This is a genomic window from Mycolicibacterium agri (genome assembly GCF_002553505.1).
GTDB lineage: Bacteria > Actinomycetota > Actinomycetes > Mycobacteriales > Mycobacteriaceae > Mycobacterium > Mycobacterium agri.
This window is the reverse complement of record NZ_PDCP01000041.1, coordinates 13,515-37,409: the sequence shown is the minus strand read 5'-3', so window position 1 is coordinate 37,409 and position 23,895 is coordinate 13,515. Positions and strand designations below refer to the sequence as shown.

23 protein-coding genes are annotated in these 23,895 nt (G+C 66.1%); 3 read left to right on the top strand and 20 right to left on the bottom strand.

The features are described 5' to 3' along the window. Position 1 precedes the first annotated feature (1 nt). Positions 2–607, top strand: a complete 606-nt coding sequence (locus tag CQY20_RS21055; RefSeq protein ID WP_097942024.1) for a class I SAM-dependent methyltransferase — start codon at positions 2–4, stop codon at positions 605–607. Here CQY20_RS21055 and CQY20_RS21050 read toward each other — a convergent pair. Beyond that, positions 583–2,073: a class I adenylate-forming enzyme family protein gene (locus tag CQY20_RS21050; RefSeq protein WP_097942023.1), complete on the bottom strand. Its 1,491-nt coding sequence runs from the start codon at positions 2,071–2,073 to the stop codon at positions 583–585. The genes CQY20_RS21055 and CQY20_RS21050 overlap by 25 nt on opposite strands. Before the next feature lie 45 nt (positions 2,074–2,118). Here CQY20_RS21050 and CQY20_RS21045 point away from each other — a divergent pair, with 45 nt between their 5' ends. Beyond that, positions 2,119–2,928 carry a transporter substrate-binding domain-containing protein gene (locus tag CQY20_RS21045; protein ID WP_097942022.1) on the top strand — a complete coding sequence of 270 codons (810 nt, stop codon included), beginning with the start codon at positions 2,119–2,121 and terminating at the stop codon, positions 2,926–2,928. Here the strand turns inward: CQY20_RS21045 and CQY20_RS21040 are convergent. The 11 genes from CQY20_RS21040 to CQY20_RS20990 form a co-directional block, all read right to left on the bottom strand. Then, positions 2,901–4,343 carry an MDR family MFS transporter gene (locus CQY20_RS21040; RefSeq protein ID WP_234816337.1) on the bottom strand — a complete coding sequence of 481 codons (1,443 nt, stop codon included), beginning with the start codon at positions 4,341–4,343 and terminating at the stop codon, positions 2,901–2,903. The genes CQY20_RS21045 and CQY20_RS21040 overlap by 28 nt on opposite strands. 38 nt (positions 4,344–4,381) lie before the next feature. Beyond that, positions 4,382–5,524 (bottom strand): acetyl-CoA acetyltransferase, encoded by a 1,143-nt coding sequence (locus CQY20_RS21035; RefSeq protein ID WP_097942021.1) that lies wholly within the window; start codon positions 5,522–5,524, stop codon positions 4,382–4,384. Then, positions 5,521–5,919, bottom strand: a complete 399-nt coding sequence (locus CQY20_RS21030) for a Zn-ribbon domain-containing OB-fold protein (protein WP_097942020.1) — start codon at positions 5,917–5,919, stop codon at positions 5,521–5,523. The genes CQY20_RS21035 and CQY20_RS21030 overlap by 4 nt, the downstream gene beginning before the upstream one ends. Continuing rightward, positions 5,916–6,881 (bottom strand): cyclase family protein, encoded by a 966-nt coding sequence (locus CQY20_RS21025; RefSeq protein WP_097942019.1) that lies wholly within the window; start codon positions 6,879–6,881, stop codon positions 5,916–5,918. Before CQY20_RS21025 ends, CQY20_RS21030 begins: the two co-directional genes overlap by 4 nt. Continuing rightward, positions 6,878–7,888, bottom strand: coding sequence for an amidohydrolase family protein (locus tag CQY20_RS21020; RefSeq protein ID WP_097942018.1), 1,011 nt, complete (start codon positions 7,886–7,888; stop codon positions 6,878–6,880). The genes CQY20_RS21025 and CQY20_RS21020 overlap by 4 nt, the downstream gene beginning before the upstream one ends. Positions 7,889–7,960: 72 nt before the next feature. Continuing rightward, positions 7,961–9,088, bottom strand: a complete 1,128-nt coding sequence (locus tag CQY20_RS21015) for a tripartite tricarboxylate transporter substrate-binding protein (protein WP_097942017.1) — start codon at positions 9,086–9,088, stop codon at positions 7,961–7,963. 29 nt (positions 9,089–9,117) lie between these two features. Then, on the bottom strand, positions 9,118–9,837 hold the full coding sequence (locus CQY20_RS21010; protein ID WP_097942016.1) for an aspartate/glutamate racemase family protein: 720 nt from the start codon (positions 9,835–9,837) through the stop codon (positions 9,118–9,120). 1 nt (position 9,838) lies between these two features. Then, positions 9,839–11,452: a tripartite tricarboxylate transporter permease gene (locus CQY20_RS21005; RefSeq protein ID WP_097942015.1), complete on the bottom strand. Its 1,614-nt coding sequence runs from the start codon at positions 11,450–11,452 to the stop codon at positions 9,839–9,841. Positions 11,453–11,470: 18 nt separating this feature from the next. Continuing rightward, positions 11,471–12,082, bottom strand: coding sequence for a tripartite tricarboxylate transporter TctB family protein (locus tag CQY20_RS21000; protein ID WP_097942014.1), 612 nt, complete (start codon positions 12,080–12,082; stop codon positions 11,471–11,473). Then, a complete protein-coding gene (locus CQY20_RS20995; protein WP_097942013.1) occupies positions 12,057–13,637 on the bottom strand; it encodes an AMP-binding protein in 1,581 nt (526 codons plus the stop codon). Before CQY20_RS20995 ends, CQY20_RS21000 begins: the two co-directional genes overlap by 26 nt. 57 nt (positions 13,638–13,694) lie before the next feature. Beyond that, positions 13,695–14,465, bottom strand: a complete 771-nt coding sequence (locus tag CQY20_RS20990) for an aspartate racemase/maleate isomerase family protein (protein ID WP_097942012.1) — start codon at positions 14,463–14,465, stop codon at positions 13,695–13,697. Positions 14,466–14,577: 112 nt separating this feature from the next. Here CQY20_RS20990 and CQY20_RS20985 point away from each other — a divergent pair, with 112 nt between their 5' ends. Then, positions 14,578–15,396: an IclR family transcriptional regulator gene (locus CQY20_RS20985; protein WP_097942011.1), complete on the top strand. Its 819-nt coding sequence runs from the start codon at positions 14,578–14,580 to the stop codon at positions 15,394–15,396. A 1-nt stretch (position 15,397) separates the two neighbouring features. Here CQY20_RS20985 and CQY20_RS20980 read toward each other — a convergent pair whose 3' ends face one another. From CQY20_RS20980 to CQY20_RS20945, 8 genes are all read right to left on the bottom strand, one after another. Further along, positions 15,398–16,339: an MBL fold metallo-hydrolase gene (locus tag CQY20_RS20980; protein ID WP_097942010.1), complete on the bottom strand. Its 942-nt coding sequence runs from the start codon at positions 16,337–16,339 to the stop codon at positions 15,398–15,400. Continuing rightward, positions 16,332–17,339, bottom strand: a complete 1,008-nt coding sequence (locus tag CQY20_RS20975) for an amidohydrolase family protein (protein WP_097942009.1) — start codon at positions 17,337–17,339, stop codon at positions 16,332–16,334. The genes CQY20_RS20980 and CQY20_RS20975 overlap by 8 nt, the downstream gene beginning before the upstream one ends. Then, a complete protein-coding gene (locus tag CQY20_RS20970) occupies positions 17,336–18,178 on the bottom strand; it encodes an ABC transporter permease (RefSeq protein WP_097942008.1) in 843 nt (280 codons plus the stop codon). Before CQY20_RS20970 ends, CQY20_RS20975 begins: the two co-directional genes overlap by 4 nt. Continuing rightward, complete coding sequence (locus CQY20_RS20965) at positions 18,175–18,999, bottom strand: ABC transporter permease (RefSeq protein ID WP_097942007.1); 825 nt, start codon at positions 18,997–18,999, stop codon at positions 18,175–18,177. Before CQY20_RS20965 ends, CQY20_RS20970 begins: the two co-directional genes overlap by 4 nt. After that, positions 18,996–19,778, bottom strand: coding sequence for an ABC transporter ATP-binding protein (locus CQY20_RS20960; protein ID WP_207767302.1), 783 nt, complete (start codon positions 19,776–19,778; stop codon positions 18,996–18,998). The genes CQY20_RS20965 and CQY20_RS20960 overlap by 4 nt, the downstream gene beginning before the upstream one ends. A 24-nt stretch (positions 19,779–19,802) precedes the next feature. Beyond that, positions 19,803–20,885, bottom strand: a complete 1,083-nt coding sequence (locus tag CQY20_RS20955) for an ABC transporter substrate-binding protein (protein ID WP_097942006.1) — start codon at positions 20,883–20,885, stop codon at positions 19,803–19,805. A gap of 161 nt (positions 20,886–21,046) precedes the next feature. Then, a complete protein-coding gene (locus tag CQY20_RS20950) occupies positions 21,047–22,015 on the bottom strand; it encodes a cyclase family protein (RefSeq protein WP_097942045.1) in 969 nt (322 codons plus the stop codon). A gap of 23 nt (positions 22,016–22,038) precedes the next feature. Further along, positions 22,039–23,721: a thiamine pyrophosphate-binding protein gene (locus CQY20_RS20945; RefSeq protein WP_133119093.1), complete on the bottom strand. Its 1,683-nt coding sequence runs from the start codon at positions 23,719–23,721 to the stop codon at positions 22,039–22,041. Positions 23,722–23,895 lie beyond the last annotated feature (174 nt).

The window sequence follows — 23,895 nt, the reverse complement described above, 5'->3', positions numbered from 1 at the left end:
CATGTCGTCCCGGCAGTTGCTCTACCGGGTCCTCTACCGGATCGGCTTCGCGCCTTGGGACGGTCATCCGCTGGCGAAAAGCCTGCAGACGCTGGTCGAAGGCGACAGCCACACCCCGCCGCTGCAACCCGGGACTGCGCTGGACGTGGGCTGCGGCACCGGGGACAACTCCATCTATCTGGCCAAGCACGGCTGGCAGGTCACCGGCGTCGACTTCGTCGCCACCGCGCTGGACAAGGCGCGCGCCAAAGCCGCCGCGGAGAATGTCGACATCCGCTTCGAGCAGGCCGACGTCACCCGGTTGAGTGAGTACGGCATCGGGTCGGGCTTCGAACTGATTGTCGACAACGGGTGCCTGCACGGCATGAACGCCGACGACCGGCGGTCCTACGTGCGGGAGGTGACGGCGGCGGCCGCACCCGGTGCGCGGCTGCTGTTGGTGGAGTTCCTCCGCGGCACCATATTCGGTGTGCCCGGCATCAATCCCGACGAGGTCGAAACGCTGTTCGCGACGGACTGGAAGATGCTCTCGTCGGGCCCCGAACCCGCCGAAGCGCGCAAAGGCCAGCAGCCGGCGCGGTTCTACGTCTTCGAGCGCGATTCGTAGAGCGCAGCGACGGCGGGCAGGCTGACCTTCAGCGCCGGGTTGCGCGGCAGTTCGTCGACCATGACGAAGGCGACCGGCACGTTGTACACCGGAAGCGAGCGGCGGACCATGTCTTCGAGTTCGTCCTCGGTCGGCACTGGCAGGCCCGGTGTCACTTCGACGGCCGCGAACGGCACCTGGCCCAGCCGCGCGTCGGGTACCCCGACCACGCAGGCGTCGCGCACGGCCGGATGCGAAATCAGTACGCGCCGAACGGTTTCCGGCAGAATCTTGAAACCGCCGCGGTTGATGGCGCCGTCGGCCCTGCCGTGCAAGGTGACGAAGCCGTCCTCGTCGATCGAGGCGATGTCGGTGGTGCGGATCCAGTCGTCGCTGATCGCGGCGATCTTCGCCTCCACCAGCCCACGCTCACCGGTGGGCGGCTCGGCGCCGGTGTCGGGGTCGACGATGCGCAGCTGCGTGTCGGGCAGCGCCCGCCCGACGCTGTTGCGCTTGCTGGCGCCAAACTCGCGTTCCATCTCCGGTGTCCAGGCGCACAGCGACCCGGCGAATTCGGTTGCTCCGTAAGCCAATTTGACCGCGATCCCGTAGCGCGCCTCGAACTCGTCGCGGGTCTCCGGGTCCAGCGGGCCCGACGCGCTGATCAGGAAGTCCAGCGACGCGAGGTCTTCCTTGGGCACGTCGGCGTCGAGCAGCATGCGAATGACGGCGGGCTGCACGCCGGAGCGCTTGATGCCGTGCGTCTTCACCGCGTTCACCCAGCCGTCGACGGTGAACCGTTCCAGGATGACGATGCGCCTGCCGTTGTAGATGCCTGCGATCAGCTGGCACACCCCGATGCCGCCGAACTGCCAGTAGGAGAACTCGGGCGGGGCGCCTGGTGGTGCGGCTTCGCCGCTTGTCACGCTGAACACCGTGCGTTCGAGCACCCGTGTCTTGATCGACTGCCGTTTGGGTGGGCCGGTGGTGCCGCTGGTCAGAATCTGAAGCGCCACATCGGGTTCGGCTTCGGTGTGCCGACGGGATTCGTCGCGGCGCTCGAGCCCGGGCACGGCGGTGACGGTGGGCGCCGTCACCGACAGCGCGACCCCTGCGCTGCCGGTCCGTTTGGCGGCGGTGATCACCGCGTCGGTCCAGTCTTCGCTATCGGCCACGATCGCCGAGAGATTCAGCGTTTCGATGTCGCGGCCGATGGCCTCCGGCGACTGAAACGAATAGATCATCGAGACCGCGCGCCCGGCCGCGAGGAAGCCGATGATCGCCGCCGCATGCGGCAGTCGGTTGCGCACCACCAGCCCGACCGGCGCGTCGTCGTCGACACCCGCCGCACGCAGCTGGGCGCCGATCGCGTCGGCGTAGGCGGTGACCTCGTCGCCGGTGTACCAGCGGCCCTCGAACTCGATGCACTGCCCGTCGCCGTAGCCGGCCAGCCCCGCTGCGAACCTTTCGGTAAAGGTTTCAGTCACGCCTAGACGATAACGATCTCGACCGAAGGCCTAAAGTGGTCGGTGATGCCTGCTGGAAACGTGCGCCGCGGGCTTGCCGCCGCGCTGCTGCCCCTGGGAATTGTCACTTCCGCCGTCACGTCCGGCACTGCAACGGCCGACGAGTCACGGCTGCCGCAGATCGAGGCGAGCAAGGTCGTCAAGGTGTGCAGCACCGGTGACTATCGCCCGTTCACGTTCCGCGACGACGGCAATTGGCAGGGCCTCGACATCGACATGGCGCACAGCCTCGCTGAGCACCTCGGCGCCGATCTGGAGCTGGTGCCCACGACGTGGCCGAACCTGATGAACGACATCGGGTCTCGCTGCGATGTCGCGATGGGCGGCATCACCGTCACGGCGGCGCGTGCCGAGCGCGCGTTGTTCAGCCAGCCCTATCTGCGCGACGGCAAGAGCGCCATCATCCGCTGCACCGACAGCGCGCGATACCGCACGCTCGCCGACTTCGACCAGCCCGGTGTGCGCGTCGTCGAGAATCCCGGCGGCACCAACGAGGAGTTCGCCCGCGGGCATATCAAGAACGCGCAGTTGCAGATCTACCCCGACAACAACACCATCTTCGAGCAGCTGACCTCCGGTGCGGCGGACGTGATGTTCACCGACACCAGCGAGATTCGCTATCAGACCAAGCAGAATCCGGCGCTGTGCGGGGTGGGCGTCGATCAGCCGTTCACCTCCGACGAGAAGGCTTACCTGCTGCCGCAAGGCGATACAGCGCTGCAGAACGCGGTGAACCAGTGGCTGAGCACCGCGCAGCACGACGGCACCTATGCGGCGCTGAGCAACAACTACCTGGGCGCTGTCGTCGGCCCGTGAGGATTCCGGGCAGGCGGCGTCGGCGGCATCGCGGCCACCGCGACCGCGGCTAGCACGGCGACCACCACGACGCCGACGAACACCGCGGCGGTGCCCGACTGAATGACCGAGGCGCCCAGCGAATGCACGTCGCCATCGCCGAAGAAGGTGTTGGCGATGGCTCCGAAAACGGCCACGCCCACCGCGCTGCCCAGCGAGCGGGCGAACATGTGCGTTCCGGTGACCACGCCGCGTTCCTCCCAGTCGACGCTGGACTGCGCGGCGATCAGGCTCGGCAGCGCCAGCAGGCCGAGGCCGCAGCCGATGACGAAGCACAGTGCGGCGATCGCGATGATGTTCGGTCGGTGCGCCACCGACAGCAGCGATCCCGCGCCTGTCAGCACCAGCGCCGCGCCGATGATCGCGGTCTTCTTGAACCCGACCCGCAGGTAGATGCGGCCGGCCAGGCCCGAGGCCAGCGGCCAGCCGATGGTCAGCGTCGTCAATGCCAGGCCGGCCTGCACCGGCGAAACCCCCAGGGAGCCTTCAAGGTAGGTCGGCACGTAGGAGGTGAGCCCGATCAGGATCGCGCCGACGGCGAGCCCCACGACCGTCGTGGTCACCAGCAGGCGCCGGGTCAGCACGAACCCGGGCAGGATCGGTTCGGGGGTGCGACGCGCGGACACGGCGAACGCCACCAGCAGCAGCACGCCCGCGCCGAACGCGGCGAAGCTGGCCGGCGAGGCCCACGCCCAGGCCTGCCCGCCGCCGAGGATGCCCAGCACCAATGACGTCAGCGCCGCGATCAGCAGCACCGCGCCGCGGTAGTCGACGGGCCGCGCGGCGCGCTCGGCGTTCTCGTGGAAGCGCCGCACCATCATCCACGCGGCCAACAGGCACAGCGGCACATTGAGCGCGAACAGCGCGCGCCAAATCCCCAGCTCGGAGAACACCCCGCCGAGCGTCGGGCCGACCACCGAAGCCATCGCCCACACGCTGGCGAAATAGCCCTGCACCCTGACTCGTTCGGCCAGTGAGTAGATGTCGCCGACGATCGTCACCGACATCGGTTGCACGGCACCGGCGCCCAGCCCCTGCACCGCGCGGGCCACGATGAGCGTGGGCATCGACCATGCGACCGTGCACAGGATCGACCCGGCCATGAACAGCCCGATGCCGACCAGGATGACGGGTTTGCGCCCGAACAGGTCCGACAGCTTGGCGTACAGCGGCGTCGTCACCGCCTGCGCGAGCAGATAGCCGGAGAACAGCCACGGAAACAGGTTGAAGTCGCCGAGTTCGCCGACGATCGTCGGCACCGCGGTGGCCAGCACCGTCGCGTCCAGCGCCACCAGGCTCATCGTGAGCATGATCGACGCGAGGATCGGACCCCGCTCGGACCGAAACCCGACTCCGTCGACGGTTTCGGCGCTCACTTCGGGCCGCTCACCGCGGGCAATGCGGCAGCGTTGACTCAATCTGCATGTGTCGACAGTATCGCCGTACTATGAGCGGCGATCGTCAGACCCATGCCGTGCACCAGTGAGGTCGCCGCGCCCGGCACTTGGCGCTGCCCCGCATCTCCCCGCAACTGCGCGACCGCCTCGGTGAGTAGGAACAGACCGAGCATGCCCGGGTGGGTGTAGGACAGCCCGGCACCGTTGGTGTTGAGGGCGAGAGTGCCGCCGGGAGCGATGTTGCCGTCGGCCACGAATGGGCCACCCTCACCTTTGCCGCAGAAGCCGATGTCCTCCAAGAGGATCAGCAGGCTGATCGTGAAGGCGTCGTAGACGTGGGCGGTGTCGATGTCGGCCAGTGACCGCCCGGCCATCTCCAGCGCGAGCCGGCTCGTCTGATTGGCCACAGTGCTGGTGAGGTTCGGCATCGCCGAGACGGTCCGATGGTTGCTCGATTCCGAGAAACCCATCAGAAAAACGGGCGGCCGCCGCAGCGTTGCCGCACGCTGCGCGGAGGTCATCACGATCGCGGCGCCACCATCGGTGACCAGGCAGCAGTCCCTCGCGTGCAAGGGTGTGGAGATCATCCTCGAGCCGACCACGTCGTCGACGGTGAGCGGTTTCGGGTATGGCGGATTCGGATGCAGCAGCGACCATTCCCGCGCTGACACCGCCACCGCGGCCAGTTGCTCGCTGGTGGTGCCGAATTCGTGCATGTGGCGTTGCGCCATGAGCGCCACCGACGAGATGGGATGGATGAGCCCGTACGGCTCCTCGTACGCCGACCATTCGGCGCGGCTGACCAATTTCCCCTTGTCGGATCGCTGAGTGCTGCCGTAGGCGATCACCGCGACGTCGCAGAGCCCTGCGGCGATCGCCGCGGCCGCGTGGCCGACATGACTGATGAACGAGGCACCGCCGATGTTCGACGAATCCATGAATCGCGGGTGCATCCCCAGCTTCTCGGCCAGGTTCATGGTCGGAAACGTGTAATGCGAACTGGCGCTGAACAAGCCGTCGACGTCGGCCAGCGTCAGGCCGGCATCGGCCACGGCGCGCCGTGTCGCCTCGGCCATCAGGCCGACCGGGGAGCGTCCCTCCGACTGCCAGGTGTCGACCTCGGCCGCGCCGACGATGGCTGCCCTACCTCGGATACTCATGACACCGCCACGAAGTGTGCGAGGGTCAATTCGTCGGTCACGTCCTCGAATTCGACGCGGACGCGCTGCCCGATGCGGGGGTTGCCGTTCGGCACCGTCAGGTCGGCCAATGTGCAGAAGCCCTCGGTGAAGTCGACAAGTGCGATCGTGTAGGGAACCGCGTCGGCGAAGTACGGGTGGCCTGCCCGCTGTTGCGTGGTGAACGAATACACCGTCCCTATCCCCGACGACCACTGTCGCGTCACGCCGCCACCGCATCCGGGGCAGAACTCCTGCGGGCGCGCGTACGCCACTTCGCAATCGCTGCAGCGGTAGTACGGCAGCCGATGCTCGCGCAGGTCGGCGTAGTACTGCTTCTCCTCCCCGCGCAGTTGCGGGATCGGGCGCTCGGTCATTTGACCACCACCGGGTTGATCGGGCCACCGACGCTGCCGATCACCGGCAGCGGATTCGCCGAGAAGAAGAACTCGTAGCGGCCGTCGGCCGCACAGTCTTCTGCGAGCGCGTCCAAGTCGAAGATCTCCCCCACCAGCAGACCGATCGACGGTAATGCCACTCGATGCCACGGCTGGTTGACCGCGCAGACGTCGTTGGGTCGTACCTCCGCGCCCCACGTGTCGACGCCGATGCCTGCGATCTCCTTGTGGAACAACCAATCCAGCGTGTCGAATGCGAGTCCCGGCGCGTCGCCGCCCGCGTATTGCCCCCAGCTGCCCTCGGCGCGGACCTGGGTGATCTGGCCGAAGCGGATCAACAGGATGTCGCCGGAGCCGACGGCCACACCCTGAGCGTCGGCGCACCCCTGCAACTCGTCGCCGCTGACGGCTCGTCCCGGTTGCAGCCACTCCACGCCGAAAAAGCGCGGCAGGTCGAGCAGCACTGCGCGTCCGACGATGCGATCGCGGTAGTTGCTGATGTCGTTCTTCTCGGCGCCCATCGAGCTGACCAGCCGGGCGTCGTATCCGTTCCACATCTTCGAGTCGAAGAACATGTGCCCCAACGCATCCCAGTGGGTGGCACCCTGCGCGGCCATGATCAGGATGTCGTCGGCGGCGCCGATGCCCTGCGGCGTGCCCGCCAGCGCCCTGGCGTAGGCGTCGTCACCGTCGCGCATCATGAAGCTCATCGGGTTGAACCGGCGCAAATGCCCGCTCTGCGGCCCGGATTCGCCATAGTCGATCGACAACGACAGCACCTTGCCGTCAGTCACCAACCCGGCGGCGGCCCGGATCTTCTCCGGCGTGATGTAGTTGACCGTGCCCGCCTGATCGTCGGGACCCCACTTGCCCCAGTTCTTCAGGCGCTCGGCGGCGTCGTGTAGGCGCTGCCAGTCGCGCTCCACTTGGTCGTCAGTCATCCTTCTCCTCTTGCGGTTTCGGCTCGATCGAGGATCGATGCCATGGTGTTGCCGAGCACGGCGCATTCGTCGGCGGAGTCCAGATGCAGCAGTCGGATGTCTGCCACGGGGTCGTCGCTGGCCATGTCGAAGCAGTAATCGCTGCCGAGAACGACTCGGTCCCATCCGACGCGGGCGCCGAGAAACGCCAGCGACGCAGAGTCGTGCGTGAGACTGTCGAAGTAGAACCTGCGCAGATACTCGCTGGGCGGCCGCGGCGCCGCTGCGCGCAGTTCCTCGCGGGACCGCCAGCCCCGGTCCCACCGGCCGATCTGGTAGGGCGCGAAGCCGCCGCCGTGCACGAAGCAGAACACCAGATCGGGGTGGCGTTCGACGACGCCGCCGAAGATCAGGCTGGCGATGGCCAACGTGGAATCCGCAGGATTGCCAACCAGATTGCGGGTGAAATGCCTGCGGTACTGCGGGGTGTCGGCCGGTGCCGAGTGGACGAGGACGAACATCCTCCGCCGCTCGAGCTCGGCCCACAACGGCTCGAGTTCGGGCGCGTCCAGGTTCTCGCCCGCGATATTAGCCCCGATCTCGACACCCCGCACCGGCGCGCGTCCGGCGCAGCGGGCCAGTTCGTTCAGCGCCGCATCGACATTCGGCAGCGGCAGGGTCAGCAACGCGAGCAGCCGGTCGGGCGCCTTCTCGGCGGTCGCGATCGTCGCGTCGTTGACGACCGCCGAATGCACCGCCGACGCATCGGCGTCGAGCGCATAGCCGAACTGCGGCGGGTTGGGTGAGAGGACCTGCACGGACACCCCGGTTCGGTCCATGTCGTCGAGCCGCACGTCCAGATCGAACATGCCTTGCGGCAGCGGCCCGCTCGCCCGACCGTTCGGGTACACCAGGTATCGTCCACCCGGACAGTCCTCGAAAGCCGGAGCGTGATCCGGCAATTCTTCTCGCAGCGTCTCGACCGCATCCGTCGAGATCAGATGCGCGTGGGCATCAATCACCCGCATGCGATGTTCCTCCTGGCAGTCGGTGGCTCCCCCGGATCCACGCGACCCGGGGTGATCCGCCGTCGGTCTTGGTTACTTCGAGACGCCGGGTGCGAGGCCCCCTAGCCGGTCGAGGATTTCGTAGGCGGGGTCGTAGGCCGCCTGTTGAAGTTCCAGTGCCTGCTGCTTGTCGAGGTAGTCCATGCCGACACCGGGTATCGCCGTACGCGCCTTGATGAACTCGTCAGACTCCGAGACCTTTTTCACCAGCGCCTCGAGCCACAGCCGATGTGACTCCGGAATGTCTTGGGCTGCGACCAGTCCGCGGGTGGAACCCCACGGGTCGTTCTCGATGCCGAGCACCGACGCCGCGTTCGGTTGCGCCTTACCCCAATTGGCGGCGCACGGGTTGGCGTTGCCGGTGCAGGTCAGCAGAACCACCTTGCCGTCCTGCACGAACGGGGAGGCCGCACCGGGAAGCGTGACGGCGATGTCGCCCGCACCGGCGCCCAGCGCGGTGTTGATCTCCGAGTGTGACCCGCCGACGCTGGTGTTGAACTCGACGCCTGCGATGTCGGCGTAGTTATTCATCGCGAGGTCGGGTCCGGCGCCGGGACCGCGCGAAATGTATTTGACCTGACCGGGATTGGCCTTGGCGTAGGCCAACATGTCCTCGAAGCTGTCGCCCCACGGCGCGCCGGCCCGCGACACCACCACATAGGGCACCGACTCGGTGAGCGCGACGGTGTTCAGCGACTCCATGTTGACGTCGAGCTCGCTGGCGACAGGCGTCGCCAACAGATCGATGGTCGATCCCGGCAGCGTGACGACTGCGAGCATGTATCCCTCGTCGCCGCCGCGTTGCTCGCTGATCCAGTCCAGCGCCTCCCATGCTCCGTACGTGCTGCCGAACTCGGGTCGGTCGAGCACCTTGATGTCGACGGGCGCGATCTTGGCGGCCGCTTCCGCGAATTGCCGCGCGTAGATGCCGTCGTCGCTGCCCGCCTCGTCGACAACGACGATCGTCAACGGCTTGTCGGGGAAGCCGTCCTTGAGCGGCTGCAGCTTGCCGTCGTCGGCGAAAACCGGAGTGTCGGTGCCGTCGTCGGCTTGCTCGCCACGCTGGCGCTCGCGGTCGGCCGAACACGCCACCGCGCCTGCCACCAATGCCGTGGCCGCGATGGTTGCCGCTACGGATCGGATGATGTGACTTGCCCTCATGAGAGCCTCCTTGCTCTTGAAGTGATCTGTCAGGGCTCGACGTGTGGGTAGGCGACGCGGCTGTTGGTGTAGCCGCCCGAGCCGAGGAACGCGGCGACGGCGAGGGTCGAAGCGATCGGGTCGACGACGGGAACACCGATCTCGTCGGACAGTGACGCCGCGGACATCAGGACGGGCACCATCGTCATGCCGAGCGGCAGAATGATTTCGGCGCCCTCGTCCTCGATGGCGCGCTGCGACTGCTCGACAAATCGCTTCCTGAGCTCGTCTGTGCGACTTGCCATCTCGGTGATCGGGACGTCGACCGGACGGATCGACGTGACGCCCTCGGTGACTCCCCAGGACGGCAGCAGCTTGCGGAACATCACGACATGCGGTTGGTCGTAGCACAGCACGCTGACCCGTGACCCGAGCGTCAGCGCGATGTGGGTGCTCGTGCGGCCGGGACCCATCACGGGTATGTCGACTACGTGTCGGGCCTCGTCGATGCCGAGATCCAACGTGCCGTACGGCACCACCGCGCTGTAGCCGGCGCGTTGCGCCTGGAGGGCGGCCCTGGCCACCAGTGGCGCGATGACGGCACGGTGGTACTGGGTGAGGCCCTTCTTGTAGACCGAGCCCTCGATCTCCAGAAACTCGACCGGTTGGCCGTACGGAGCGGCGGCGCGAACCGCGTCCTCGCGGCGCTTGCGCTCCTCCGGTGGATATTGCGCCAGAATGACGGCAATGGCTGATGGTTGTTCTGACACGTCATTTCTCCTTGTGCGCAACGTGATCGACGGGTTCGGCGGTGACATCGGTGCGGTCCGCAGGCGTGCTGGTCTGCTCGCGGGCGTGAACTGTGACGATTTCGCGTTCCTGCCTGGCCACCTTCGCGGTTCTCCTGATGCCGATGACCAGGAACGCCAGCGCCAGGCACAGGATCGACAGGGCGATCGGTCGGGCGAAGAACACCGTCGGGTCGTTGTCGAACACGGACAGACCGTGGCGCAGCGACGCCTCGAACCCACCGGCCAGCACGACCGCCAGCGCGGCCGCAGGGGTCGAATAGCCGTAGCGGAGCATGAAATAGCCGACCGCCGCGGCGCCGAAGCATATCGCCACATCCATCACCCGGAACTGCAGCGAGTACACACCGAGTACGACGGTGGCGATCGACAGCACGATGACGACGGAACGGTTGATGGTCAGCAGTTTCACCATGCCGCGCGCCATCACCCAACCGGTGAGGATGATGAAGATCGACGACCCCAACAGCCCTGCGACGACCGCGTGGAACAACTCGGGCGACTCGCTGACCAGGTGCGGGCCCGGCACGAAACCGTTGAGCGACAACGCCGCCAACAGCAGCACCATTGATCCGCTGCCGGGAATCCCGATGCCCAGTGTCGGTATCAATTCACCGGAGTTGGACGCGTTTTGGGACGCTTCGTTGGCGGCGATGCCGTCGGGCGCGCCCTTGCCGAACTTCTCCGGGTGCTTGGACATGATCCGCGCGTTCTGGTAGGCGATCATCGCCGCGGGGGTCGCACCGGCTCCCGGCACCGCTCCGATCACTGTGCCGACCACGGTGCCGCCGAACATCGCCGGCATCACCGGCAGGAAGCGCCGCCAGTTCGGGAACCTGGCCTTGAACCGGCCGCCGTTGGAGTTCCATTGGAAGTTCTGCCGGGTCTGTCGCAGAAGCTCGCTGAGCGCCAGTAACCCGATCACGACGATCGTCGCATCGATACCGCCTCTCAGCCAGGGGATGTCGAAGGTGAACCGCGTGGTGGCGTTGACCGGGTCGAGACCGACCACCGCGATCAACAGTCCCATCGCGACCGCCATCAAACCTTTGAGCACGTTGCGGCCGGTGAGGCTGACGATCGCGACCAACCCGAAGAGATACAGCGCGAACAGCTCGGGTTGCAGGAAGAAGTACGCCAGCGCGGCCAGCGGGATGATCGCGGCGATGAAGAACAGGATGGACACGATCTGGCCGAATATTGCGCCGACGAACGCGATTCCGAGCGCATAGCCGGTCTCGCCGCGTTTGTGCATCGTGTAGCCGTCGATGACCGTGAGAGCCGCCGCGGGCGACCCGGGAACACCGACGAGGATGGCGGGGATGCTGTTGCCGTACTGCGAACCGACCGACACCGACATCAGCAGAACGATCGTCGTCACGATGTCCAGCTGGAACGTGAACGGCAGAATGAGCGCGTAGGCCAGCGTGGTGCCGACGCCGGGCATCGCGCCGAAGATCACTCCGACGATCGCGCCGACGGCGATCGCCACCCACATCATCGGGTGACCCAGGATGGCGACACCGGCGGTGATGGCCTCCGCAAATGCGGAAAGCCCTTCGCGCACAACGTCCATCGTCTCGACTCCGTTTCGCTAGGGGTCGATCAGGCCCGCGTCGATGAGCATGAATTCGATGGGCCCCGCAGGCAGCGGCACGGCCAGGACGAGTTCGAACACCAGGAAACCCACGACGGTGAAGGCGAGCGCCACGGCGACCCGGCGGACCCAGTTCGCATAACCCATCGCCCAGAGACCCGCGGTGATCGCCAGCGGCGTCGCAATGAGGAACCCGAGCGGCTCCAGGAGTGCGACGTAGCCGAAGCATCCCGCGATGAAGCCCAGCCCACGCCATTTCGACGTCGGGTGATCCGGCTCGTCCGCGACGCCTTCTTCGGGCGCCCACTTGCCGAATCGCCGGATGTAGGCGATGTTGCGCACCGATTGGACGAGTCCGCCGACGAGAAGGAACGCGCCGATGGCTTTCGGGAACCCCATCGGCCCGATCGCGTCGAACACCACCTTCGGGGGCGCGTAGCTGAAGGCCACGGCAAGGACGAAGGCGCCGAGCGCCGCGATGAGTACCGACCCGGCCAGGTCGATGTACTTGTTCATCGCCACCGGCACCGAACCCTCTTCCAGCTCGGCGTCGGTGGTGAGCGGATTCACCTTCAGCAGAGCGTCATCGGGCCGAGGCTGCGAGGTCACGATCGTATCCCTTCGATGGATCGTCGACGCTGGCGCGGAGCTGGTGTTTGGCGATCTTCTGGGTGGAGGTCTTCGGCAGGGCGTCGATCTGCCGGTAGTAGCGGGGAACTTTGAAGCGCGCGAGCCGGTCGGCGGCCCAGTCCCCGATGTCGGCGAAGTCGAGTTCGGCTCCGTCGCGCGGGACGATGAAGACCATCAGCTCTTCGTCGGTGAGCTCGGAGGGCACGCCGATCACCGCGCATTCGAGCACCGCCGGATGCTCGTTGATGACGTTCTCGACCTCGAGTGAGGACACGTTCTCGCCGCGCCTGCGGACGATGTCCTTCTTGCGGTCGACGAAGTAGTACTGGCCGTCGGTGTCGCGCCGGACCATGTCGCCGGTGTAGAGCCACCCGTCGCGGAGCACCTCAGCGGTTTTGTCGGGGTCATTGAAGTATCCGAGCATGTGAGCGGGCCCGCGGAGGACCAGTTCGCCAATTTGATTGTCGCCCAGATGATTTCCATCCTCGTCGACGACGGCGGCCTCGGTGCGCGGGACGGACGGATCCGGGTGGTGGCGGGGAAAACCCATCGCCCCGGCGCGGCGGCGCTCGTCGAAGGGCTCGAGCAGGCCGAAGGTGGTCTCGCTCATGCCGAAGCCGGAGATCACCTTCATGCCGTAGCGACGCTCGAGTGCCTCGCGCAGCTCGCCGGGCAGGGCAGGTACGCCGTAGGCCACCTTGACGTCGTTGTCCAGATCGTCGTCGGCGGGTTCCTTCTTGCTCAGGATGAGCGTCATCGCGCCGATGAAGTTGAAGACCGCGACCTTGTGCCTGCGGATGTCGTCCCAGAAGGTGCTTGCCGAGAACTTCGGCGCCAACACGATCGCACCGCGCGCGCCGATGGCGCCCATCATCGAGTAGGCCTGAGAGTTGATGTGGAACAAGGGCAGGCAGGCATAGATGCGGTCGCCCTTGGCCATCCGCATCCAGTGCGGGTAGGCCTGACCGGTCAGCACGAAGTTCTTCTGACTTTGCATCACCGCCTTGGGGTTTCCGGTCGTCCCGGAGGTGTAGATGAAGCTGACGACGTCGTCGGGGTGAACGTCGGCCGCCGGCGCCGCGGTGTCGGCGCGCGCCACCAGCTCGCCGAAGTGCGGGAACATTCCGCCTGCCTGCATGCAATACACCGCGTTCAGGCCGGGCAGCGTGTCGATGCTGGGGGCCACCACGTCGGCGTAGACGTCGTCGACCAATGCGTACTTGGCCTGCGAGTGCTCGAGGATGTAGCGGGTCTCCTGCTCCTTGAAGCCGGTGTTGATGGCCACCAACGTCGCACCCAACTTGGCCAAGCCGAACCACGCGTAAAGGAACTCCGGCTTGTTGTCGACCATGAACGCGACGTGGTCGCCGCGCCGCACGCCGAGGTCGTGCCACACGTTTGCGGCCCGATTGGAGTGCTCGTCGAACTCGCGGTAGCTGATGTGGGTGTCTTGCCAGATCAGCAGTGGATCGTCCGGTACCTCTTCCACGGCCTCCGCCAGGAAACGTCCGACAGTCAGTGCTGCGAGATCCACTATTCCTCCAGCTCACCGGCGGGGCACGGATACTGGATGACTATACGAGACACTGTCCTACTTTGTGAAGGTCTGGGCGCGGCTGTTCAGCCCCGCCAGCAGTGCGCCCGCACCCGGTCCCGGATAAGCGGGCAGTCGATCCTCGACCGCGTGCAGCGCCGCCCACACCGTGACGGTGATGTTGAGCAGCACAGGCACGCCGAACTCCGCCTCCAACACCGGCGCGGCATAGATCGCCAACCACAGCCCGCCCGGCAGCATCAGCGCCTGCGCATCAGGGGCGGCTTCCAGCGCGGCTCGGCCGAGGCGCAGGGCCAAATGGTGATCGGCCTGCGGATCTGCCGCCTTGTTCTGTTGCAGGTTCCGCTGCTCGGATCGCAGCGATGCCACCTCGATGCCTGCCTGGCCGAGGTATTCGGCGATCCGGTCGTTCAGCGCGTCAGGCCAGCGGGTGGCCAGCGCGATCCGCTCTGCGCCGAGGTGATGCAAGGCCTCGATGTGCGACTCGAGGTCGGTCCGACAAGGCCGGCCCGCGCGGTCGGCGGCCTCGGCCAGCAACGCTGTCGTCCGTTCCCGCCCGAGCGACGCCGCCAGCGGCACACCCGAGATGGCGATCGAGTCGGTGCGGGGAGCCAGGACGCCGACGCCCTCCCAGAGCGCAGGCAACTGGCGCTCGACTGCGGCCAGGCTGTACTCGGCCAGGTCGAGTTGAGTGGTGACAAGCAGCATGCCGTCGGGCGCGACACGGGCAAACTGATAGCCGTCCATATCGGTATGCCGGTGCGGGATGATGTAGCCGAGCCTGTACCACGGGAAGATAATCGCCATTCGGACTCCTGCTGCAATATAATTCGGGACAGCGTCTTGACTATGTAGTCAATAGGGATAGCCGGTCAGCGTCAATCATCGCGTTGACGCCGACCACACCGGAGGGGATTTGATGACAAGCGACGACACGGACGACGACGCCGCACCGACCTACACTGCCGAGGCCGAGCATCGCGGTGTGGCGACGAAGTTGTTCACGTTGCTGGAGGCGGTGGCCGCCGCGCCCGACGGGATCAGTGTGCGCGAGGTCGCCCGCGAGACGGGCATCGACAAGAGCTCGGTGAGCCGGATTTTCAACCAGCTCGCCGCGCTCGACGTCGTCGAGCAGTCGCCGTTGACCGGACGATACGAGGTCGGCCGCAGGCTGTCGTCCCTCGGTGAGGTGCTGCACACCCACAACTCCCTGTGGGGGCTGGCCGAGCCGATCGTGCGCGACCTGGTGGCACGTTTCGACGAGACCTGTTATTTCATTGTGCGCGAGGGCAATCAGGCTCGTTTCCAGGAGCGGATCGACTGCAGGCAGGCTATCCGCTACGTCATCGAGCCCGGTGTCGTCTCGCCGCTTTACGCCGGCGCGGCGGGGCGGGCGATTCTGGCGGGCATGCCACCCGAGGAGGCCACGAAATACCTCGAGGAGGTCGACGTCAGCCCGATGACCTCGGAGACGGTGATCGATCGGGCGCTGCTGCAGAAGTTCGTCGAGCAGGACCGCGAGCGCGGATACAGCGTGAGTCTGGGCGAGCGGGTGGCAGGTGGGCGCGGCATCGGGGCGCCGGTGCTCCGCGCCGACGGCTACTGCGTGGCCGCGATCCTGTGGACCTGCCCGTCCACCCGGTTCGACCTCACGCGCGTCGAGGAGTTCGGTGCCGCGGTGCGTGAGGCCGCTCTGAAACTGTCGCATCTGCTTGGGTATTCGGCTGACGCCGCTTGAGTCACGCCGCGAAGCGCACCACGGTGCCGACCGTCATCAGTCTGAAGGCGTCAGGCATCCGTTCCGCGACCGCGCGTTGGGTCCGAAAACCACTGCAGTGCATCGGTGAGACCCACGAAAGACCGCGAGCGACCAGTTCGTCGACCGTCCTGTCCACCTTGGCTTGGGTGATGCCCGCATGCCCGAGGTGGAATCCGCCGAGCACGCCGTGCACGGCGTCAACCTCGGCGAGTTTCATCGCGTGGTCGAGCGAGGAGACCACTCCCGCGTGCCCGCACGGGTCCAGCACGATCAATCCGACACCCTTCACGTTCACGATCAGGGTCTGATAATCCTCGATCGGGTCGACGCAGACGTGCCCGTCCCGCACCGACATGCGGCCGACAGGCACCTCCTCTTCGAAGTCAACCGTGGTGGGAATCTCGCCGCTGGTCATCACGCCGGGGGCGATCTCGAGGGGATCCTTGAGCGCGACGACGGCACCGCCCGCTTCAACCAGATCGGTCTCGGTGAGTTGCTTGTTGAAGTACTGCAGCGTGACGTCGGGGCGCTGGATCAAGCGCGGTGTGAACGCCGACGGGTGCACCAACACCGGGACCCGATAGCCGATTTCGGCCAGTGCTGCGTAGATGCCGCCGAAGTGGTCGGGGTGCCCGTGGGAGAGCACCACCTGATCCACCTTGGTGAGGTCGATGCCGAGAAGCCGGGCATTGTGCACCAACGGAATGGGACTCATCCCGGCGTCGAAGAGGATCGTCGTACGGCGACCGCCTGCGGAGGTTTCGAGGAAAAACGAGATTCCGTTCTCGGCCAACGGTGTTCCGTTGCGGGCACCGAAATGCTCCGGCATGCCCTGTCTGGTGATGCCGGGCGAGTTCGACATCAGCATGTCGATGTAGTTGTCGACCAGGACAGTCAGGGTGAGCTCGTCGCACTCACGCATGGCTGACCTCGGTGACCCTGGTCAACAACGCCTCCGGGGTCTGCCGCAGAATCTTGTCGAGCGCGGCCGGATCGGCGACGGCCGCGCGCACCGAACCGACCGGATCCGGGTCGGCCATGTCAAACGGGTAGTCACTGCCGAGCGCCAACCGGTCGGCGCCGACCCGTGCCAACAAGAACTGCAGCGAGCCTCGGTCATGGGTGAGGGTGTCGAACCAGAACCGGTCCAGGTAGTGCGAGGGCGGCCGACCGATCCTCGCGGCTGCTTCGGGCCGCACCTGCCAGCCGTGGTCGAAGCGGCCGATCTGATACGGCAGGAAGCCGCCGCCGTGCAACAGCGCAATCCGCAGTGCCGCATTGCGTTCCAGCACTCCGGAAAAGATCAGCGAGCCCGCCGCGAGAGTGGAGTCGGTCGGGTTGCCGACGAAGTTGTGCAGGTAATAGTCGTGCATCCGGTCGTGGCCGGCCACCTCGGACGGATGCAGGACGACGGCCAGGCCGGCCGCGGCGACCGCGGCCCACAGGTCGGAGAAGCTGTCGTCGCCGAGGTTCGTGCCCGCCACGTTGGTCGCCAGTTCGAGCCCGACGATCTCGGGAATCGAGATCAGCCGCTCGAGTTCAGCGACCGCGGACGCGACGTCCTGCATCGGCAGAGTGCCGAGCACGACGAACCGGTCGGGATGGGCACGGGCGATGTCGACCAACGCGTCGTTATACAGACGGGCATGCGCGGCGGCGGCACCGGCCTCCAGCCGGTACTGAAACTGCGGCGGCGGCACCGAGAGCGCGTGAACGTCGACGCCGTCGCGGTCCATGTCCGCCAGCCGGGCGTCGATGTCGAACATGCCGGCGGGAAACGGTCCGCTGCGCCGACCCCCCGGATAGCTGAAATACCATCCTCCGTCGCCTGATTCGATGGTCGGACACGCGGCGGGCACCTCGGCGGCCACTGCTTTGATGAACGCTTCCGGCACGGTGTGGGCGTGAATGTCGATGGTCATTGCTTCTCCAGATCGGGGCGAGTGATGGCCGCAGCGCGCCAGAAGACGATCTTGCGTTCGGCAAGCCACAGGATGAAGTAGGCGACGAGGCCGAAGATCAAAAAGATGCCGATGATGACCCACACCGCGGGGGTGTCGAAGCCGGAACGGTAGCGCTGAAGCAGGTATCCCAGGCCCGCATCCGATCCGACGAACTCGGAGACGATCGCACCGATGATGGCGGTGGTGGCGCCGAGTTGCAGTCCGCCGAAGATCACGGGCAACGCGGCCGGTATCTTCAGCATCCGCATGATCTGCCACCTGGATGCGCACAGCGAACGCATCAACGCGACCGAATTCGGCTCGGCCAAACCGAGTCCGGACAGAGTTGTGATGAAGACGGCGTAGAAGCAGGCGATCGCCGCCTGGAATATCTTGCCCTCGATCCCGAAGCCGAACCACGCGATGATCACCGGCGCCAGGATGACGGTGGGGATGGCCTCGAGTGCGGACAGGAACGGCAGGTAGGCGGTCCGCAGCCGGATCGAGGAGCCGAGCAGCAATCCCAGTGCGAAGCCGACCGAGGCGCCGAGCCCGAAACCCAGCACGATCTCGGTCACCGTGCGCAACACGTGGTCGGAGAAACCGTTGGCGCCGACGACCTTCGGCACCGCCGCAGCCACCTTCTGAGGGGTGGGCAGCAGGATCGACGGCACCAGTCCGCTGTTCGTGATGTAGTACCACACGGCGAAGATCACGGGCGCGATCAACGCGGTGACGACGTACGGGGACACCGTCCGCCGCCGTTGCGCGGTGCCGCCTGCGCGCAGTTCGGTGACCTGGTCGGAAACGGTCGTCATGATTTCCTCGACCTTGATTCCTCGGACCAGAACACCACTCGCCGTTCGATCACGTCCATGAGCGACACCAGTGTGACCGCGATGATGACGACGACGATGACCACCGCGAACGTCAGCGGCATGTTCAGTTGCGACGAGAACTGTTTGGTCAGGGTGCCGAGTCCGCCCGCGGACGACGACAGGATCTCGGCGACCAGCACGCCGGTGAACGCCAACAGCATCGCGTGTTTGACGCCGACCATGATCATCGGCACCGCCGACGGCAGTTGCAGCTTCCAGAACGTCTGGATTCGGGTGGCGTTCAGCGAGTGCATCAGCTTGAACTCGTTGGCCGACGGCAGCGCCAGACCCACCATGGTGTCGATCCATACCGGGAAGAAACAGATGAGCACCGCGATGGCGATCTTGCTCTGCGGCCCGAACCCGAGCCAGCCGATGATCAGCGGTGCCAGCACGATCTTCGGCAGCGCCTGAACCGCGATGGCGTACGGCGTGATGGCGGTGCGGATGAACGGCACGGTGCCGAGCGCGACGCCGGCGAAAAGGCCCACGCTGCAACCGATCATCCAGGCCAACACGACGGAGACCAGCGTGCTGGTCAGGTCGCTCCACCAGTAGCCGGCACTGACCAACCGAATCAGGCCTGCGACTGTGTCCGACAGCGTCGGGAACAGGGTGCGGTCGTCGAGCGTGCGGGGTACCAACTCCCAGGCGAGCGCGAGCGCGACGATCGTCCCGACGCTGATCCACGAGCTGCCGCCGCCACCGTCGGCTTTGGCAACGCCGGCTTTGCTCGGCCTGTGCCGCAGTACCGAAGTCACAGCAGCCCGAGCATGTTTCGAACTTCCAGCGCGAGCGCGGCGAATTCCGGGTTGAGGGTCAGCTCCGGATTGCGCGGGCGCTCGAACGGCACGTCGATGATACCGACGAGCCGGCCGGGCCGCGCGCTCATCACGGCGATCCGGTCGGACATGAACACCGCCTCGTTGATGTTGTGCGTCACCAGGATCGCCGTGGCCTTGGTGTAGGCCTGGAGCCGGAGCAGTTCGGCGTTCATCGACTCGCGGGTGAATTCGTCGAGGGCGCCGAACGGCTCGTCGAGCAACAACAGCTTCGGGCTGTGGATCAGCACGCGGCACAGCGCCGCCCGCTGTTGCATGCCACCCGACAGCTGCCACGGATAGGACTTGGCGAACTCCGAGATGCCCACCATGGACAGCAGTTCTTCGGCCTTGTCCCGGTACTTCTTCTTGGATTGACCGAACACCTCGATCGGCAACAGCACGTTGTCGATCGTGGTTCGCCACGGGAACATCACCGCCTGCTGGAACATCATGCCGATGTCGCGGCTGGGTTCCGACAGCGGCTTCCCGTCGAAGGTGACCGAACCCGATGTCGGGGCGAGCAGACCGCCCATGATGTTCAGCGCGGTGGATTTCCCGCAGCCACTGGGCCCGAGCAGGGACAGGAATTCGCCGTCCATGACGTCGAGATCCATCCCGCACAGTGCGACCGTGTCGGTATCGGCGCCGCGATACTCCTTGGTCACACCCTCGGCACGAACCAGCGGAGCGGTCTTGGTGGTCATCATCGTTGCCATCCCGATTACCCTGTCCCCTCCGCGTCAGCCGCTGTAGTTGGCCGCTTCCTCTCGCACCTTCGCCCGGTCGAAATCGTTGGCATAGTCCAGGAATTCGGTATTGAGGAAGGTGTTCAGGTCGTACGGCGCGGGACTCTCCATCGTCGACGCGATGGTGTCGAGGAAGATCCGCGTCTCCTCTTCGTCATGCGCGCCGATGCGATCGGGGTTGCGCGGCGGCACCTGGGTGAGCGAAAGGTCGAACCGCAGCAGCCCCTGTGAGACGCCCTCGGCGTTCGCCTCGAACGCGGCCGGGTTGGCCTCCTTGAGGAAGTTGATGCACGCCTCGTTGTTGGCCAGGCAGAAGTCGATGCCCATGGCGGTGCCTCGGGCCAGTGCCTTCAGCGCGTCGGGCTTCTCCTCGATCACCTTCGAGGTAGTGATGATGCCGCGCGCCGGGAAGTTCTTGTAGAACTCGGGCGTGAGGTCATCGAGTGACATCCCGCTGGTCTGCAGGCCGAAGATGTCGTTGTAGGCCGTCGAGTAGGCGTCGACCTCTTTATTGCTGATCGCCGCATACGTTTCCGGTCCGCCGTCGCCGATCGGAATGATGGTGACGTCGCTGATCGGGTCGATGCCCTCCGCGCGCAGGGCGGCCTCGAGGAAGGCGACTTCGCCGCCGCCGGGCTCGGACACGCCGATCTTCTTGCCCTTCAGGTCAGCGATCTTGGCGATGCCGGAATCCTTCGGCGTGAAGATGCCGAAGATCGCGCCCGTGCTGTACGTGAAGATGTTCACCACATCCTGGCCGCCCAGGACGGCCTCCCCCACCGTCGGCATGGAGGGGTTGCCCGCATCGAGGTTGCCTGCGATGAGTTGCTCGATGGCATCCCCGCTGCCGCCGGCCGGAACAAACTCGACGTCGAGGTTCAGATCGTCGTAGTAGCCGAGCTTGTCGGCGGCCAACCACCCCCACCATTCCGCGGTGAAGGTGTCCGTCGCGGCCATGCCCATCTTGAGCGACTGCTTGCCGCCAGGCTCGGCACTGTCACCGCCGCCCCCTGAGCATCCGGCAAGGACCAGCGCCCCGCTCGCCAGTGCGGCGAGGGCGGCAAGTCGTTTCTTCATCGCGAATCTCCTTTGGTTCGGCCTGTTTCGGATGTGGTGGTTGCGCTGGCGCTATCGCGGCGCCAGCGGCGCCATGGCGGTGGGAGTTTCGAGTGCGTTGTGCCCTCTAATGTGACAGCGGTTACATCCATAGTCAAGACAGTGTCTTGTTTATCGGCCCGTTACTTGATGGCCATAGGATTCACCGGGGAGCCGACCCCGTTGGTGATGGGCAGCGGGGGTGCGCAGAAGAAGAAGTCGTACTGGCCGTCTTCTGCGCAGTCGGCCGCCAACTCCTCGAGGTCGAAGATCTCGCCGATGTAGAGACCCATGGCGACGATGAAGATGCAGTGCAGCGGTTGGAAGACATCGGGTGTCTCATTGGGCAGCACCTCCATCCCCCAAGTGTCGGTGGCCACGCCGGCGATCTCGCGTTCGGCCACCCAGGGCACACTGGCGAAGCCGAGTCCGGGCGCAGGCCCGCCCGCGTAATCGCCCCAGTTGCCGCGCCGCTCGCCGAGTTGGCCGGTCCGGATCAAGACGAAATCGCCGCGGCCCACCGTCACACCATGTGCGCGCTCGCAAGCCTCGAGGTCGTCGGCCGTGATCGCATAGCCCGGCGCCAACGCGTCGACGCCCTTGAACCGCGCCATGTCGAGCAACACACCGCGGCCCGCGACTGATTCTTTGGCCTTCGTGATGTCGTTGACGTGGGCGCCCTTGCTGGTCACCTTGCGGGCCGGGAAGCCGTTGTACATCTTGTCTTCGAACATGATGTGCGCCAGGGCATCCCATTGGGTACCCGACTGCAGCGGCATGATGATCATGTCGTCGGTACCACGAATATGTCTGTCGTTGCCGCCGTAGAAGTCGTCGATGATGGAGCCGGACACGATGTCGCCGCCGTCACGGAACATCAAGTGAATCGGGTTGAAACGGCCGAAACCGCCGATCTGCGGGCCCGCGGCATCGAAGGGCAGCGCCAGCGAGATGCGTTTGCCGGTGCGGATACACGCCGCAGCGGCGACGACATCGGCCTGGGTGACGTGGTTGAGCGTGCCGCGCTGGTCGTCTTTGCCCCAGCGACCCCAATTCGAATATTTCGCGCTCAACTCGCGCACCGTCTCGACACTGGGAGTGGTGGTGGCCATCTCGGTCCTTCCTTTCGGGGCGATCACGGTTGAGCGGGTTGCGCCGAACCCTTCGGCGCGACGGCGTCGATGTCGGTCACGACGTCGATGAGCACCGGACCGTCTGTTTCGGCGGCACGTGCCATCGCGGGCTCGAGCTGACTGGCCTTCTCGACCCGAATGCCAACGACGCCAAGCGATTCGGCCACGCGGGCATAGTCGACGTCGACGAAGTGCCACAGCTCGTGATGGCGACCGTGCAGCTTGCCGCCGTATGCGACGGTGTAGGGGTTGATCTCCTGGTTCAGCGAGTGGTTGTTGTTGACCACCGCGATGATCGGGACGTTCCAGCGCGCCGCGGTCTCCAACTCGCTGAGGTGATACAGCAGCCCGCCATCGCCGGTGAAGAGCACCACGCGACGGTCCGGCCTGCCGATCTGTGCGCCGATCGCGGCGGGCAGCCCCCAGCCCAGTGAGCCGGCCGCGCGGATGAAGCCCTGCCCTTGGGTGAGGTCGAGATGGGCCGCGGTCCACATTCCTGCGTGACCGGTGTCGGCTACCACGAGGGCGTCTTCGGGCAGCAGGCCGCCCAGTCGATCCGCCAACCACTCCGGCCGCAACGGGTTCTGCTCGTCGATGCGGTGCGCGACAGACGACCGCCACCGCGCGACGAGCTCGGCGGTGCGGCTGGTCCATTCCGGACGCTCCAGCGGCGCCTCGCCCGCGATCTCGGCGAGTAGCGCCGTCAGCCCGAGCTTGGCGTCGGCGACGATTCCCACTTCGGTGTCGAAATGGCGGCCGATCTCGCGGGGGTCGATGTCGAGGTGCATCACGCGGGTGCCGGGCGCGGGCACCTGCCAGTTGAGGGTGAGTTGGCTTCCGGTCTGGCTGCCGACGTAGAAGACGAGGTCGGCCTCGAGGAGCGCCTCGTTGGCGCTTGCCCGCGGATACAGCCCGGGAATGCCCACCAGCAGCGGATGATCACCGGGCACGGTGTCCTTGCCGTTCAGGGACGTCGCGATCGGTGCCGCGAACCACTCGGCGAGAGCGACGATTTCAACGCTCGCACCCGATGCGCGGACACCTCCGCCAGAGACGATCACCGGGCGGCGTGCGCTGCGCAGCGCGTCGGCGGCGGCTTTGACGGCGTCGCGGTCCGGAGGTATCCGGACGGCGGGGAATCGACGCACGGACGGCTTGGGCGGGTCGGCGTCGAGCGTGCCGTTCTCGATGTCGTCACCGGTGTGGCCGGCGAGTTCGAGGTGTGTCGGCCCCGGCTTGCCGACCGTGGCGTCCCGGAACGCTTGATCGAGCAGGTCTGGCAGCCGGTCGGTGTGCATCACCTGCCTGCTGGATCGCGTGACGGGTTTGAACAGCGGGAAGTCTTCGATCTCCTGGTAGTAGTTGCGCCCGCGACTCCAGCGGTAGGGTCCGCCGGTCATCGCGATCACCGGTGAACATCCGAGGAACGGATCACGCAGTCCCGCAGCGAGATTCGCAGCGCCGACGTTCTGCGCCATGCAGATTCCCGGGCGCGACGTTGCTCTCGCGTACCCGTCTGCCATGTAGGCCGCCGACTTCTCGCCGTGCGTGACGATCCGGCGAATGCCGGTGCGCTCCATCTCCACCAGCGTTCGACTGAGCATCGTCGGGACGAGGAACACCGCGGTGACGCCGTAGGCGTCGAGTGATTGCGCCAGAAACTGCGCACCGGTCAACTCCGACACACGACCACCTGTCTTATTCAACGAGACGTCGTCTTGATCGAAGACTGCCAGGCGGCATTGCGCGGTGTCAAGGCTCTCAGTGAGACACTGTCATGTTTATTGCGCCGTTGGACCCGAACGGGTCACGCGGCAATGCAAAGAGCCCCCGAGATCTCGTCGTCTCGGGGGCTCTTG

Bases quoted from the DNA above. Each gene is read 5' to 3' on its own strand.
- CQY20_RS20970 (WP_097942008.1), bottom strand. From the start codon at position 18,178: ATGACGACCGTTTCCGACCAGGTCACCGAACTGCGCGCAGGCGGCACC.
- CQY20_RS21005 (WP_097942015.1), bottom strand. From the start codon at position 11,452: ATGGACGTTGTGCGCGAAGGGCTTTCCGCATTTGCGGAGGCCATCACC.
- CQY20_RS20960 (WP_207767302.1), bottom strand. From the start codon at position 19,778: ATGGCAACGATGATGACCACCAAGACCGCTCCGCTGGTTCGTGCCGAG.
- CQY20_RS20955 (WP_097942006.1), bottom strand. From the start codon at position 20,885: ATGAAGAAACGACTTGCCGCCCTCGCCGCACTGGCGAGCGGGGCGCTG.
- CQY20_RS20975 (WP_097942009.1), bottom strand. From the start codon at position 17,339: ATGACCATCGACATTCACGCCCACACCGTGCCGGAAGCGTTCATCAAA.
- CQY20_RS20980 (WP_097942010.1), bottom strand. From the start codon at position 16,339: ATGCGTGAGTGCGACGAGCTCACCCTGACTGTCCTGGTCGACAACTAC.
- CQY20_RS20990 (WP_097942012.1), bottom strand. From the start codon at position 14,465: ATGGCGATTATCTTCCCGTGGTACAGGCTCGGCTACATCATCCCGCAC.
- CQY20_RS21020 (WP_097942018.1), bottom strand. From the start codon at position 7,888: ATGCGGGTGATTGATGCCCACGCGCATCTGATCTCGACGGATGCGGTC.
- CQY20_RS21025 (WP_097942019.1), bottom strand. From the start codon at position 6,881: ATGACTGACGACCAAGTGGAGCGCGACTGGCAGCGCCTACACGACGCC.
- CQY20_RS21015 (WP_097942017.1), bottom strand. From the start codon at position 9,088: ATGAGGGCAAGTCACATCATCCGATCCGTAGCGGCAACCATCGCGGCC.
- CQY20_RS20985 (WP_097942011.1), top strand. From the start codon at position 14,578: ATGACAAGCGACGACACGGACGACGACGCCGCACCGACCTACACTGCC.
- CQY20_RS21045 (WP_097942022.1), top strand. From the start codon at position 2,119: ATGCCTGCTGGAAACGTGCGCCGCGGGCTTGCCGCCGCGCTGCTGCCC.
- CQY20_RS21055 (WP_097942024.1), top strand. From the start codon at position 2: ATGTCGTCCCGGCAGTTGCTCTACCGGGTCCTCTACCGGATCGGCTTC.
- CQY20_RS21030 (WP_097942020.1), bottom strand. From the start codon at position 5,919: ATGACCGAGCGCCCGATCCCGCAACTGCGCGGGGAGGAGAAGCAGTAC.
- CQY20_RS20950 (WP_097942045.1), bottom strand. From the start codon at position 22,015: ATGGCCACCACCACTCCCAGTGTCGAGACGGTGCGCGAGTTGAGCGCG.
- CQY20_RS21035 (WP_097942021.1), bottom strand. From the start codon at position 5,524: ATGAGTATCCGAGGTAGGGCAGCCATCGTCGGCGCGGCCGAGGTCGAC.